The 13438-nt window shown below is 71.1% G+C and carries 11 protein-coding genes; 5 read left to right on the top strand and 6 right to left on the bottom strand.

What is annotated here, in order from left to right:
• Position 1: 1 nt before the first annotated feature.
• Together ACN9MM_RS32565 and ACN9MM_RS32560 are read right to left on the bottom strand one after the other, a co-directional pair.
• Positions 2-1054: a polyprenyl synthetase family protein gene (locus tag ACN9MM_RS32565; RefSeq protein ID WP_426367295.1), complete on the bottom strand. Its 1053-nt coding sequence runs from the start codon at positions 1052-1054 to the stop codon at positions 2-4.
• Positions 1047-1373 carry a polyprenyl synthetase gene (locus ACN9MM_RS32560; protein WP_426367294.1) on the bottom strand — a complete coding sequence of 109 codons (327 nt, stop codon included), beginning with the start codon at positions 1371-1373 and terminating at the stop codon, positions 1047-1049. The genes ACN9MM_RS32565 and ACN9MM_RS32560 overlap by 8 nt, the downstream gene beginning before the upstream one ends.
• A gap of 233 nt (positions 1374-1606) precedes the next feature.
• Here ACN9MM_RS32560 and ACN9MM_RS32555 point away from each other — a divergent pair, with 233 nt between their 5' ends.
• Together ACN9MM_RS32555 and ACN9MM_RS32550 are read left to right on the top strand one after the other, a co-directional pair.
• The gene (locus ACN9MM_RS32555; RefSeq protein WP_426367293.1) at positions 1607-2479 is read left to right on the top strand and encodes a S1 family peptidase; all 873 of its coding nucleotides are present in this window, start codon (positions 1607-1609) and stop codon (positions 2477-2479) included.
• Between the two features lie 134 nt (positions 2480-2613).
• Positions 2614-2958 (top strand): SCO0607 family lipoprotein, encoded by a 345-nt coding sequence (locus tag ACN9MM_RS32550; RefSeq protein WP_426367292.1) that lies wholly within the window; start codon positions 2614-2616, stop codon positions 2956-2958.
• A gap of 128 nt (positions 2959-3086) precedes the next feature.
• Here the strand turns inward: ACN9MM_RS32550 and ACN9MM_RS32545 are convergent, their stop codons facing one another.
• Together ACN9MM_RS32545 and ACN9MM_RS32540 are read right to left on the bottom strand one after the other, a co-directional pair.
• Positions 3087-4811: an acyl-CoA dehydrogenase family protein gene (locus ACN9MM_RS32545; RefSeq protein ID WP_426367291.1), complete on the bottom strand. Its 1725-nt coding sequence runs from the start codon at positions 4809-4811 to the stop codon at positions 3087-3089.
• Between the two features lie 64 nt (positions 4812-4875).
• Positions 4876-5433, bottom strand: coding sequence for a PadR family transcriptional regulator (locus ACN9MM_RS32540; protein ID WP_382873370.1), 558 nt, complete (start codon positions 5431-5433; stop codon positions 4876-4878).
• Positions 5434-5564: 131 nt separating this feature from the next.
• Between ACN9MM_RS32540 and ACN9MM_RS32535 the strand changes: the two genes are divergently transcribed.
• Positions 5565-7889 carry an ADP-ribosyltransferase domain-containing protein gene (locus tag ACN9MM_RS32535; RefSeq protein WP_426367289.1) on the top strand — a complete coding sequence of 775 codons (2325 nt, stop codon included), beginning with the start codon at positions 5565-5567 and terminating at the stop codon, positions 7887-7889.
• A 93-nt stretch (positions 7890-7982) separates the two neighbouring features.
• On the opposite strand, the gene ACN9MM_RS32530 is transcribed toward ACN9MM_RS32535, so the two are convergent.
• Together ACN9MM_RS32530 and ACN9MM_RS32525 are read right to left on the bottom strand one after the other, a co-directional pair.
• Positions 7983-9242 carry an acyltransferase family protein gene (locus tag ACN9MM_RS32530; RefSeq protein ID WP_426367288.1) on the bottom strand — a complete coding sequence of 420 codons (1260 nt, stop codon included), beginning with the start codon at positions 9240-9242 and terminating at the stop codon, positions 7983-7985.
• 2 nt (positions 9243-9244) lie between these two features.
• Complete coding sequence (locus ACN9MM_RS32525) at positions 9245-11395, bottom strand: bifunctional polysaccharide deacetylase/glycosyltransferase family 2 protein (protein ID WP_426367287.1); 2151 nt, start codon at positions 11393-11395, stop codon at positions 9245-9247.
• 755 nt (positions 11396-12150) lie between these two features.
• On the opposite strand from ACN9MM_RS32525, the gene ACN9MM_RS32520 reads away from it, so the two are divergent.
• Both ACN9MM_RS32520 and ACN9MM_RS32515 read left to right on the top strand, forming a co-directional pair.
• Positions 12151-13104 carry a glycoside hydrolase family 16 protein gene (locus tag ACN9MM_RS32520; protein WP_426367286.1) on the top strand — a complete coding sequence of 318 codons (954 nt, stop codon included), beginning with the start codon at positions 12151-12153 and terminating at the stop codon, positions 13102-13104.
• Between the two features lie 149 nt (positions 13105-13253).
• Entirely contained in the window at positions 13254-13436 is a 183-nt protein-coding gene (locus ACN9MM_RS32515) for an SflA family class IV lanthipeptide (RefSeq protein ID WP_426367285.1), read from the top strand.
• The last annotated feature ends 2 nt before the right edge of the window (positions 13437-13438 follow it).

Below are 13438 nucleotides of genomic sequence, written 5' to 3'. Positions count from 1 at the left end.
GTCAGGAAGCGCGGACCGACGCCGAGTGCGCCAGGGCGGTGAGCGCGGCGGCCGGCGCCGCGGGAAGGTCCAGCTCGTCGAGGGCGCCGAGGGCCTCTCCGACCCGCTCGGCGATCATGGCCTCGACACGGTCGGGCGCCCCCAGCCGCCGCATCACCTCGCGTACGGCCTCCAGCGCGTCCCCGTCGGGCTCGCGCCGGCCGAGCAGCTCGCGCAGCCGCCGGCGTTCCTCCTCGCCCGCGAGCCGCCAGGTCTCGGCGAGGAGGGTCGTGGGCCGTCGTCCGCGCACGTCGTCGGCGCCGGCCTTGCCGGTGGTCTCCGGGTCTCCGAAGAGGCCGAGCAGGTCGTCCCTCAGCTGGAACGCCTCGCCCAGCGGCACCCCGTACGCCGAGAAGCCGGCGCGCAGACGGCCGCCGGCGCCTGCCAGGGCGCCGCCGATGAGCAGCGGCTGCTCGACGGTGTACTTGGCGGTCTTGTAGCGGATCACCTTCAGCGAGGCCGTCGTGTCCGGGGTCGCTCCGGTGTGCAGGATCTCCAGGCACTCCCCCGCGACCAGGTCCCGGGCGAGCGCCGCCCAGAGCGGGCGGGCCCGGCCGAGGTAGGCGGCGGGGAGGCCGCTGGTGACGAAGAGCTGTCCGGCGAGCGACATCAGAAGATCCCCGACGAGCATCGCGAGCGAGCGGGCCCCCGCGACGGCCCGCGGGTGGTGCTCAAGGGCGGCGCGCAGGGCCACGTGCGGCGTGGGCCGGCCGTGCCGCAGCGGGCTGTCGTCGATCAGGTCGTCGTGCACGACGGCGGCGGCGTGCACCAGTTCCATGGAGGCCGCGGCCCGCACGAGCGCGTGGCTGTCGGGCTGGCCGACCGCGCGCCAGCCCCAGTAGCAGAACGCGGCCCGCAGCCTCTTGCCGGCCGCGACCGCCGACTCCAGCTGGTCGGCCACCGGGCCGAGGGCCGCGTCGACCGCCGTGAGTTCACCGGCCTCGTGGGCGACGTATCCGTGCAGCACCTCGTCGACGCGCGCCTTGAACGCGGCCGGCTCCCACCGCTCAGCCACCGTCGCCCGCCCGCCGCGCCAGCACGTGCCGGGCGAGGACCTCCAGGTGGGCCGGCGGCGGGGACGCGTACCGGTCGAGCGCGAGGCGGCCGCGCGCCTCCAGGTCCCGCTCGGCCTCGGAGGCCATCTCGGCGGCGTCCGAGCGCCTCAGCAGCCCCCGCAGGACCCCGAGGCCCGAACCCACCGTGCTCACCGCCAGATCGGCGAGTCCCGCCGCGAGCAGCACGGCCCGCCCCTCCAGTCCCCCGACGGCCCTCTCATCCGCTCCACCGACGGCCCTCCCCTCCGCTCCCCTGCTGGATCCCGATTCCCGCGTCACACCCATCCCCCCACGTCCACAACGCCGGCGTCACCGCCCCCAGACTGGCGCCGGCCGGGGGGACGGCGGCGGCGGAACTCACGAACGAGTGATCATCTCGTCGGCGTGTACGAGGCCCGCTCCACCCGCCTCAACCCACCACGCCCTCTTGCCACTCGGTCCCCTCCTTTCGAGAATGCACATGACAACCGAAGGATTTCGGTTGCACCGTCGTTCCAGAGGGGAACCCCCACATGAAGAAGCCTCTCGCCGGCGCCCTGCTCGCCCTGCTCCTGGCAGGCGCGGCAGCGGTCCCGGCCGCCGCCTCCACACCCCGGGAGACGGTCGCACAGGCCCCGGCCGCCGCGCCCGCACCCCAGGGCCAGGCCGTGACCGCCGTCGACTTCGCGGGAACCGTCGCGCTCAGCAACTGTTCCGGCTCCGTCGTCCGCGCACCCAGCTCCCTGCCGAGCGACTTCGCGCTCGTCCTCTCCAACGGGCACTGCCTGGAGTCCGGCATGCCGGCGGCGGGCCAGGTCATCAAGGACAAGCGGTCCACCCGTTCGTTCACCCTGCTCAACTCGGCCGGCACCGGCGTCGGGACGCTGCGCGCGAGCAAGATCGCGTACGGCACGATGACCGACACGGACATCTCGATCTACCAGCTGACCAAGACGTACGCGCAGATACAGAGCCAGTACGGCATCAGCGCCCTGACCCTCAACGACGCCCACCCGACCCAGGGTTCGGCGATCAAGGTGGTCTCCGGGTACTGGAAGCGGATCTACAGCTGCAACGTCGACGGCTTCGTGTACCGCATGAAGGAGGGTGACTGGACCTGGAAGGACTCGGTCCGCTACACCTCGGCGTGCAACACGATCGGCGGCACGTCCGGCTCCCCCGTGATCGACGCCACCACCGGCAAGGTCGTCGCCGTCAACAACACCGGCAACGAGAGCGGTGAGAGCTGCACGGTGAACAACCCGTGCGAGATCGACCAGAACGGCACCGTGACCGTCCACCAGGGCATCAACTACGCCCAGGAGACGTACACGATCGTTCCCTGCATCGGCGCCGGGAACGTGATCGACCTGAACCGCGCCGGCTGCACCCTGCCCAAGCCGTAACCCCCGGGACCCGCCGGCCGTCCGGATCCGGACGGCCGGCGGGTCCGCCGCACGACTCACCAGCGGATGAGTACGTGTACTCATCACGCGGACCCCGCTCTCGCCGAGACTGGACACACCAGCGAGAGAGGCCCGTGACAGTGACCGCGCAGCAGACCCGACGACCCCGTCAGACCCGCCCCACGACGGGCGGGACGTTCGCCCGCCGCCCGCTCCCCGCACTCGCCGTCGCGGGACTCGGCGTGGCCCTCCTCCTGACGGGATGCTCGACCCAGGAGCGCGTCTGCGGCTCCGGCCGCTACCCCGTCAAGGCGGTCGGCAACGCCTACGGCGAGGACTGCGTGGCCGACGGCCAGGAGCCGTCCGAGGGCTGGGTCCGCTACCCGGAGGGCCAGGTGCCCGAGTACGTCGGCGACACGTGGGACCGCCACTGGAGCAACGTCGTCGTGGACGCCGAGGGCCGTCCGGTCCGGGGCTGACGACGCCGGAGGGTCGGGGCGTCACCTCGTACGCGCCCGACCCGACGGAGAGTCAAGGCGTCATCGCGTACGCCCCGACCCGGCGGACGATCAGGGCGTCATCGCGTACGCCCCGACCCGGCGGAGGATCAGGGCGTCATCTCGTACGCCCCCGACAGCGCCTCGACGCGCTGCCAGACCCGCCCCGAGCGCGCCTCGTCGACGACCGGGCGCCGGACGGCGCCGAGCGCCCAGAGCTGCTGCTGCTCCGTCGCCGAGTCCTTGCCGTGCAGCTCGACGGCGTGCGCGGAGAAGTCGCGGACGAGGACGGCGAACAGCTCGTCGAGCACGTCCTCGTCGAGACCGGTCAGGGCCGCCTGCTCCAGGACCAGCTGTCCGTGGACGACGAGCGCGAAGAGCTGGCCGACCGCGAGGAGCAGGTCGAGGTCACGGCTCTGCTCCTCGTCGGGAGCGGCCTTGAGCACGAACTCGCAGAGCGCGTCGGCCTGTTCGCGGAAGCGTGCGACGTTGGCCACGTGGGCGTACGCCTCGTAGGCCGGGCGCCAGTCGTGGAAGCGGACCGAACCGAGACCGCGCGCCGGGCCCTGGCGGAACAGGAAGGTGTCGTCGGCCGCGTCCAGGCGGGTCGGGACGGGCTCGTACGCGACCGGGTCGAGAAGGTGGTTGCGCATGAACTTGAGGATCAGCGCCAGGTTGACGTGGACCGTGCCCTCCAGCTTCGGCAGGCCGCGGATCTCCACGGCGGCCTCCGCGAAGTAGTTGTCCTTCTCGAAGCCCTTGGCGGCGATGACGTCCCACATCAGGTCGATGACCTTCTCGCCCTCCGTGGTCACCTTCATCTTCGTCATCGGGTTGAAGAGGAGGTAACGGCGGTCGTCGGGCCCCGCGGTGCGGAAGTAGTCGACGGCGCGGTCGCTGAACAGCTTCATGCCGACGAGCCGGACGTAGGCGTCGGTCAACTCACGCCGCACGTGCGGGAAGACGGTGACGGGCCGGCCGTACAGGATGCGGTTCTGCGCGTGGGTGACGGCCTCGTACATCGCGTGCTCGCAGATGCCGATCGAGGCGGTGCACAGGTTGAACTTGCCGACGTTGACGGTGTTGAGCGCGGCGTCGAAGGCGGCGCGCCCGGAGTGCAGCACGTCCTCAGCGGCGACCGGGTAGTCCTCCAGACGGAACTCGCTGACGTACTTGGAGGAGTCGACGACGTTCTTGACGAGGTGGTACGCCGGGTGACGGCTGTCGGCGGCGAAGAAGACGTAGCCGTCGGGGCCCTCCACGTCGGTGCGGCGGCCGAAGACGGAGACGAGCCCGGCGGCGTTGCCGTTGCCGATGTAGTACTTGGAACCGGTGGCGCGGAAGCCGCCCGTGCCGTCGGGCTCCAGGAGCATGTCGGTGGAGTAGATGTCGGCGCCGTGGGACTTCTCGGAGAGGCCGAAGGCGAACACCTCGCCCTGGGCGAGGAGTTCGGCGGCCCGGGCGCGGGCGGCGGCGTTGTCGCTCTGCCAGACCGGGCCGAGGCCGAGGATGGTGACCTGCCAGGCGTACCAGTAGTCGAGTCCGTAGAAGCCGAGGATCTCGTTGAGGGCGGCGATGCGGGCGGTGTCCCAGCGCTTGTCGCCCTCGCCCTCGCCGGCGGCGGCGCCCGGCGTCAGGAAGGTGGCGAAGAGCCCCTCCTCGGCGGCGAAGGCGAGGAAGTCGCCGAGCCAGGCCCGGGTCCGGTAGTCCTCGATGATCCGGCGCTTGCCGCGCGCCTCGAACCAGTCCACGGTGGCGCGCAGCAGCCGCCGGGTCTCCGGGTCGAAGTGGGCGGGGTCGTACGTGTGCGGGTTGAACAGCAGCGGGTCGGCCATGGCGTCCGCCTTTCCGGCTCGTGATGAGGGTGTGGTGGTGCGGAGGGTGGTGCGGGAGCGGGTGTCAGCGGCCGGTCTCGAACCGGCCGAGCGTGGCGAGCACGTCGTCGAGCCAGGTGATCATCATTCGCTCGTACGCGATGCCGCCGCGCAGCACGGCGTGCTGGAGCTCCCGCTCGGCGTCGGGCGGACCGTCCGTGCCGGACGGCGGGAAGTCCCGCGCCTCGCCCGCGAGATAGTGCTCCAGGCGGTCGGTGTGCGCCCGCCGGTGCCGCTCGACCTCGCCGATCAGCGCGGCCGGATCGTCGAAGGCGGCGCCCCGGATCTTCACCGCGAGGTCGTGCCGCACGCTCTCGGGCTCGATCGGCGCGTGCAGCCACGCGGAGAGCGCGTCCCGTCCGGGCCCGGCGACGGAGTACTCCTTCTTGTCCGGGCGTCCCTGCTGCGGCACGTCCCGGACGTCCACCCAGCCGTCGCTCTCCATGCGCTTGAGCACGCGGTAGATCTGCTGGTGGGTGGCGGTCCAGAAGTATCCGATGGACCGCTCGAAGCGCCGGGCCAGCTCGTAGCCGGATCCGGGCTTCTCGAGCAGGGACACGAGGATCGCGTGGTCGAGCGCCATGCGCCCGATCCTGCTATGCAACGAGTTGCATAGCAAGGTGGCCGGGGGTGATGAGACACGGCTCACGGGCGTTGTCAGTGGTGCGCGATAGCTTCGAGATCGTTCCGGAGTTCGTGCTTGAGGGGGAATTCGTGGGTGTCGAGCATGCGTTGAAGGTCGTCCTCGTCGACGTCGACGACAAGGTGGTGGAGGCCTGGCGGTCCGCGTTCGCGGACACGCCGGAGGTCGAGATCCGGCAGGGGTCCGTTCTCGACGTCGACGTCGACGCGTGGGTGTCCCCCACCAACGCGCGGGGCCGGATGGACGGAGGGGTCGACGCCGTCGTCAAGCGGCACCTCGGTGCCGGTGTGCAGGTGCGGGTGCAGCGGGCGATACGCGACGGGTTCGGCGGGAGCCTGCCGGTGGGCAGCGCGGTGTGCGTCCCGTCCGGGGCGGCCGTGCCGCGGTATCTGATCTCCACCCCGACGATGAAGCAGTCCTCGCAGAACATCAGCTCCACCATGAACGTGGCGCTGGCGTGCGCGGCCGCGTTCCAGGCGGTGCACCTGCAGAACCTGGCGAAGCCGGGCAGCATCCGCTCGGTGGCCCTCGTCGGGATGGGCGCGCGGACCGGGCAGGTGCCCGCCCAGGTGTGCGCCAATCTGATGTGGACGGGCTACACCCTGTTCCACGACCACGGGTTCGCGGACTACGACCGGTTGCGGGCCGCCGTGCTGGGGCAGCTCGACGACATCGAGGGCGCGGGACCGGCGCAGCGGGTGCGGATCAAGGTGCCCGAGCAGGCGCCCGCCACCGCGTCGGCCGCCGCCGCTGCGCCCGCGGCCGCCCCGACCGAGTCCGCCACCACGGCCGCGCCCGCCGACCCGCTGGGGCTGGCCGACCTGTTCACCGGTGGCGGTGAGCCGTGGCTGCCGCTGCTCGGCCCGGTGATCGAGGCGCAGCCGGGGGCCGGCGCCTTCATCGGCCCGAAGCGCAGCCCGGAGGTGGTTCCGGTGCGCGAGCTGACGTTCCAGGCGCTCAAGCCGCATCCGCCGCACAAGTGGAAGGTCGTCGCCTTCGGGCAGAACCCGTACCCGCGGGCGGAGAGCGCGACCGGCATCGCGATGTTCGACAACACCTTCCACGACTGGAAGGACAGCCAGTTCGGCCGGGTGGTGAGCATTCGCTGCCTCATCAAGGCGGCCGCGATGTGGAAGTACGGCATCGCCAGGAAGACGCCCGTCGGCGACGTCCGGGCCCTGCTGAAGAAGGAGGACACGGTCCAGCCGCCGGAATGGTTCCAGGCGATGCTGACCCAGGGCGTCCTCCTGCTGAACGCCTCCCTCACCGCGAGCGCGGACGGGGCGGTGCCGACGGAGCAGCACACCTCGTTCTGGCGGCCCGTGGCCGAGCAGATCGTCGAGGAGATCCTCCGGGCCAAGCAGGGCGCCGAGGAGGAGGACCGCGGGGTGGTGTTCGCCTGGTGGGGCGCGCACGCCCGGAGCCTGAAGCGGGTCGTCCAGCGGCTGGAGAAGAAGTACCCGGGCGTCGAGGTCCGGCACCTGGACCACGCGAACCCGGCGGCGCAGGGGGACCTCTTCTGCGAGGGGGACCACTTCTCCCAGGTGAACGACGCCCTGGCGGCGGTGGGGGCCGAGCCGGTCGACTGGCTGCCGCGCAAGGGCTGGGACCAGGACGCGGCCGGGGCCGGCGGGTCCGGTGGCGGGGGCGTCGCGGAGCGCATGGGCGCGTTCATCGCGTCGACGATGGAGCTGCACCAGCTCTATCTGGACCGGCTCACGAGCGTCAAGGACGAGGGGCTCGTCCTGCCGCCGATCACCGGGGTGTTCGACACGCCGGTGATGGACTTCCGGAAGGCGGTCGAGCCGGTGACGAAGGTGCTGGCGAACCTCGACCGGTACGTCGAGCGGTCGAGCCGGTTCGCGGAGGCCAAGGTGGCGGAGGCCGAGGGCGGACCGTCGGGACCCGGCCTGTCGGCCGACGCGATCTCGGCGCTGTACCTGTACACGTGCGAGTCGGCGTTCTACCGCGAGATCAACGCCGTGCTGCGGTCGCCGGACCGGGAGCGGCTGGAGCCGTACCTGCCGTATCTGCGCCTCCTGTTCTCGGCCGTCGCCGACCTGCCGGCGCAGAAGCGGCCGCTGTGGCGCGGTGTGGCGCTGGACCTGCGGTCGCAGTATCCGCTGGGGCGCACGGTGACCTGGTGGGGCGTCTCGTCGTGCACCTCCGAGCCGAGCGTGGCCCGGGCGTTCCTCGGGAGCCGCGGCAGGCGGACCCTGTTCGAGGTGACGCCCGCGCGCGCGGTGGGCATCCGGCGGTTCTCCGCGTTCACGGGTGAGGAGGAGTACATCCTCACCCCGGGCACGCAGCTGAAGGTGACGGAGGTGACGACCGAGCGCGGCGGGCTGAGCACGGTGCGCCTGACCGAGCTGGAGGGGCAGGGGCTGGTGTCGTAGGGGTGCCGGGCGGGGCCGGCCGGACCCACGGCGTCCCCGTCCCTCTCCACCGGGTCCGGGCGGCCGACAGCTCTGCGGCACGCCCGGCCGGTGTCAGACGCCGGCCCGGCGTCTGCCGCGCACGCGGCGCGGATACGGGAAGAGGCGCGGCCGGCGCTTGGCGGCCACGTCCTCGACCCAGCCGAAGGCCAGTACCAGCAGGCCGATCAGTGGGATCGCCACCATCAGCGGGAACCACTGGCTGGTCAGCAGCCACTGGCCGTGCTCGTAGAAGAAGCCGACGGACCAGAGGGGGTCGATCAGGGGGATGGCGGCCACCAACGCGGTCTCGTGCCAGAGGTAGACGCTGACGGCGCGTGCGTTGAGCAGGCTGATCAGACCGTTCCAGCGTTCCAGTGGCTTGGGCCACTGTTCCCAGGAGGGACTGACGTGGAGCAGGAGGGCGACGAAGCCGAAGGACCACAGGGCCTGGGCTATCGGCCAGCTCTCGATGTCGGTGGGGACGGTCGGATCGACCGGGCGGGTCTGCAGGTACCACCAGCCGGCCACCATGATCAGCGGCGCCACGGACGGCACGACGTACTGCGGGATCTTCTTGAGCAGGCCCTCCTGGTGAGCCATGCCGAGGATCCAGCAGGAACCGAAGGTCGCGAAGTCGGTGGCGGTCTCCCAGACCCGGCCGTAGACGAACTCCTGGTCGATGAAGAACGTGTTCATGGCGATCGACAGTGCGATCGGCGCGGACAGCGTCACCACCGGCATCCGCCGCAGCACCCACAGCATCAACGGTGAGAGCAGGACGAACCAGAGGTACGCGCGGAGGTACCAGAGCGGGACGATGACCTGCGCCGCCCAGCCCTGCCCCACAAGATGGTCGAAACCGTTCAGCGAGTCGGCGTACGGCGGAGTGCTCAGCGGCACGATCCAGAACAGCAGCTTGCCCCACCACCAGCCGGGGTGGCCCTCGGCGTCGGGCCCCCAGCCGTCGACGATCTCGATGGTGAGCATGACCCCGCCGAACAGCCACATCGGCGGCAGCAGACGGCGCAGCCGGCTCCGGATGACGCCGAGGGCGGGCCGGCTGAGCGAGCGCGTCATCAGCGACCCGGCCAGCGCGAACATCACGCCCATCGACGGGAAGACGATGGGCAGCCAGAACCAGCCGAAGTTGTGGTAGAGCACCACACGGAACAGTGCCAGCGCGCGCAGCAGGTCGAGATAGCGGTCCCGGCCGCCCTTGCGCGGGGCCGGTGCCACCGGCCCCGGCTCCGGTTCCGGGGCCTGGCGCAGCACGGCGGGGACTCTCAGCCGGAGGGTGTCCTGGACACCGCCGAACTCGAAGGACGCGGTCATGGTCAGGCCTCCACCGGTGCGGCGACCTCGCCGGTGCGCCGGAGCTTCTGCCAGCGCAGTCGGCCACCGGTCAGCGCGGTGATCGCGGACTGCAACAGGACGATGTACATCAGCTGCCGGTAGACCAGCTGCTGGATCGGCAGGCTGATCAGGTGCAGGGTCTTCTCTCCGTCGAGCCGGAAGGCGTACCAGGACAGCGCGGCCTGGAGCAGGATGAAGCCGCCCCAGCTGGCGAGGGTGATCGGAGCGTCCGCGAACAGCACTCCGTACAGCAGGAACATGTCGACCAGCGGCGCAAGCAGCGGGGCGACCACGCCGAACAGCACGACGAGCGGCAGCCCGATCCGGCCGAAGCGCCCGGCCGGGCCGCGGGCCGTCACCGCGCGGCGGTGCTTCCACATCGCCTGCATGCTGCCGTAGCTCCAGCGGTAGCGCTGCGACCAGAGCTGCTGGAGGCTGGCGGGGGCCTCGGTCCAGGCGCGGGCGCGCTCGGCGTAGACGATCCGCCAGCCGTCGCAGAGCACCGCCATGGTGATGTCGGTGTCCTCGGCGAGGGTGTCGTCGCTCATGCCGCCGACCCGTCGCAGGGCCTCCTTGCGGAAGGCGCCGACCGCGCCGGGGATGGTCGGGATGACGTTCAGCATGTCGTACATCCGGCGGTCCAGGTTGTGGCCGAGGACGTACTCGATGTGCTGCCAGGCGCCGATCAGGCTCTCGCGGTTGCCGACCTTGGCGTTGCCCGCGACCGCGCCGATCGCCGGGTCGCCGAAGGGCTGGACCAGTTCGCGCACCGTCGACGGCTCGAAGACGGTGTCGCCGTCCATCATCACGATGATGTCGTACGACGCGGCCGCCACGCCGGTGTTGAGTGCGCTGGACTTGCCGCCGTTGACCTTGCGGATCAGCCGGACGAAGGGCAGCCGCATCTCCTCGACGATGTCCGCGGTGCCGTCCGTGGAACCGTCGTCGATGACGATCACCTCGATCGGGTAGTCGCTCGCGGCCAGGGAGTTCAGGGTGTTCGCGATGCACTCGCGCTCGTTGTACGCCGGGACGAGGACGGTGACCGGCCCGGTGACGGGCGGTCCCCACGCGTTCCGCCGCCGGGAGCGCCGCGCGTGCAGCGGCGCGAGCACGAGCATCAGCGCGAACCGGCCGAAGTTGAGGAAGCCGACGAGGGCCAGGAGCCCGACCAGGACCGGCAGGGTGAGCACGGCGACGCGGCTGGCCCAGATGAATCCCTTGCCCGCCCACAGCTGGTAGCCGTGGACCGGCACCGTGGCGTCGGTGGCGCCGAGCGCCTCGGAGATGGTGGCGAAGCGGTAGCCCTCGCCCTGGAGGTCGTCGATGATGCGCTCGAGCGCCTCGACGGTCTCGCTGCGGTCACCGCCCGCGTCGTGGAGCAGGACCAGCTCGCCCTTGCCGGGCTTGCGCGGCATCGCCGCCTTCACGATCTCGTCGGCGCCCGGACGCTTCCAGTCGTCGGTGTCGCGGTCGATGAAGGCGGTGAGGTAGCCGTGGGAACCCACGTACTTGATCACCGGATAGTTCCAGTCGTCGAGCGCCGAGGCCTCGGAGGAGTACGGCGGACGGAACAGCGCGGTGTGGACGCCCGCGACGCCGGCGAGTGCCAGCTGCGTCTGGGCCAGCTCCCAGCTGATCCTGGCCCGGGACTGGTACGCCAGGTCGGGGTGGGTGAAGGTGTGCACCCCGATCTCGTGGCCGCCCGCGACGATCTGCCGGATCAGCTCCGGGTGGCGCGTGGTCATCGCGCCGGTCACGAAGAAGACCGCGTGGATGCGGTGGGCCGCGAGCACGTCCAGGATCTTCGGGGTCCACTCCGGCGAGGGGCCGTCGTCAAAGCTCAGGACCACGGTGTGATCGGGGACCTGATAGCTCACCGGGCGCTCGTTCCGGCTGCCGCGCGCGTCGATGATCGGGCCGCCCTTGAGCAGGTTGCGCGGCACCGTCGTCTTGTCGACCGAGGTCGCGATCCGGGTGTCGTGGAACGCCTCGTTGGTGGCGAGGCCGCGCAGCACGAGGAGCGCGAGCAGGCAGGCCAGCAGGGACAGCGGCATGAAGAAGCGCAGCGGCGGCGCGGCCAGTCGGCGCGGCCTGAGCGGGGATTGCCGGCGGCGCTGGTGGCGGGACAAGGGCGCTCCTGGAGATGGGTGGTGCGGACGATCAGGCACGCGCTGCCGGTCCGCAGGCGTTGCTCCGGGCGGCACGGCGGTCGCGGCACGCCGTGGCATGTCGTGGCGCGTCGCGACGTACGGGGTGAAGGCCGAATTCTCGGGTGGGGTGTCGCCGACCGCGGCCCTAGGGCCGGGAGGGCGACAGGGGTCCCTTGGTGGGCAAGTACGAGGGCTTCGGCGGTATCCCCATCGCCGGGGCGTCCGACTGCACACCGATCAGGCTCCCGCCCATGGCGGCTGCCAGGATCGCGCCGACAACGGAAACCGGCCAGCCGAAGCGCCGGAACAGGCGGCTGCGCAGACCCGACTGGTCGACGAACACCGGTGCCGGAGCAGGCTCCACCCCATGCGATTCGGAAACATCGGCGTGCGACGGGTATGCCGGTCCGTGCCCGAAGGGTGTGGCGACTTGGCGCATCTTGTGTGGCCTTTTTGTGCAGGGTGAGGAGACCGCTGAAGCGTAGAGCGGACCGTAACGCATGTCCCGAATCGATTGGTGTGCGATATCCGTATTTGACGTGATCCGATCGACTGTCGTAACCGGATCGGTATGTCGAACGGACAGACGCAGACCCGTGCGTGGCCGGATCGATCGCGCGAACGAGGCGGCTTGAACCCTTCGCTAGGATGACCCCTCGATTCACGTGACCAGTGAGTGATCCGCATGCAACGGGCGTGTCTGAAAACCGCCCTCTGCGCCCCAAGGAGCCCGTGTGAGCCAGCCCCGCCGCACCTCTCGTCACCGCGCGTGGGCCGTGCTCGCGCTGCCCGCGGCCCTGTGCGTACTCGCCGCGTGTTCCGCCGGCCCCGCCGCGTCCGGTGGGGACGCCGACGCCGCCGGGCCGGGGCGGGACGCCTCGCCGAGCCCGTCCGGGCCGCCGGGGACCCTGTTCGACGACTTCCACTACAGCGGCGCCGACGACCCGGCGCTCGCCGCCCACGGCTGGGAGGTCCGTACCGGCGGGGGCGGCCCGGGCATCAAGGACACCTGGGGCACCGACGGTGCCGGCTTCCCCTCCGACACCACCGCCCAGGGGGGCACGGTCCTGCGGCTGCGGTCCTCCACCGACGGCACCGAGCAGGGCACGGAGCAGGTCGAGGTGCAGAGCACCGGCACGAACTTCTTCACGGGGACCTACGCCGCCCGGATCCACCTCAGCGACGAGCCCAGTGGCGGTCGCGACGGCGACCACGTCGTCCAGACCTTCTTCCCGATCTCCCCCGCGGACTCCTCGGAGAACTACAGCGAGCTCGACTTCGAGTACCTGCCGAACGGCGGCTGGGGTTCGGTGGGGCCGCAGCTCGACAACGTCAGCTGGTACAAGGCCGATCCGCCGGACCGGGTCAGCCACAGCCTCAAGCGGCCCCTCGGGGGCTGGCACACGATGGTGATCACGGCGATGGACGGGAAGGTCACCTACTCCCTGGACGGCAAGGACCTGTTCACCAGCTCCGGCAAGTACGTCCCGCGCGAGAAGATGGACATCCACTTCAGCAACTGGCTCATCGACCTTCCCTTCGCCGGTGGCCTGCGCACCTGGGACATGAAGGTCGACTGGGTCTACTACAAGGCCGACGAGGCCGTCTCGACGGCGGACGTCCGGAAGGCCGTGGCCGGCTTCCACAGCGCCGGCACCGACTACGTCAACACCGTGCCGCAGTCCTGACCCGTCCGGAGAATCGTTTCTCTCACGTCCCTTGCCAGGGAGTTCACCCCCTCCCTACCTTGGTTCAGCGAGTCCCGGCCCAGCGGGTCCACCGGCCCGGGCCGGCCGTCATCTGCACCTCAGCGCACGACACAACCTGGAGGCGTCACATGCCCTTAGCCGTGCCGGATCTGCTGGAAGCCGCCGGGTTCCGCGACGCGGGTCCCCTGGAGATCGACGACGAGGCGATCGCGTTCGAGGACGACGACCGCAGCGACCGCGAACACACCGCGTGTCTCGCCGACCCCTGGGTGACCGCCACCACCCGCTTCGCGTGTGACCTGAACTCGTAGCG

Origin of the sequence: Streptomyces sp. E-08 (genome assembly GCF_049913095.1) — a bacterium.
Taxonomy (GTDB): domain Bacteria; phylum Actinomycetota; class Actinomycetes; order Streptomycetales; family Streptomycetaceae; genus Streptomyces.
This window is presented reverse-complemented; position numbering and strand designations above follow the sequence as displayed.

What these genes read in the sequence shown, in the direction of transcription:
- ACN9MM_RS32555 (WP_426367293.1), top strand. Translation starts at nt 1,607, where the DNA reads ATGAAGAAGCCTCTCGCCGGCGCCCTGCTCGCCCTGCTCCTGGCAGGC.
- ACN9MM_RS32545 (WP_426367291.1), bottom strand. Translation starts at nt 4,811, where the DNA reads ATGGCCGACCCGCTGCTGTTCAACCCGCACACGTACGACCCCGCCCAC.
- ACN9MM_RS32540 (WP_382873370.1), bottom strand. Translation starts at nt 5,433, where the DNA reads ATGGCGCTCGACCACGCGATCCTCGTGTCCCTGCTCGAGAAGCCCGGA.
- ACN9MM_RS32530 (WP_426367288.1), bottom strand. Translation starts at nt 9,242, where the DNA reads ATGACCGCGTCCTTCGAGTTCGGCGGTGTCCAGGACACCCTCCGGCTG.
- ACN9MM_RS32515 (WP_426367285.1), top strand. Translation starts at nt 13,254, where the DNA reads ATGCCCTTAGCCGTGCCGGATCTGCTGGAAGCCGCCGGGTTCCGCGAC.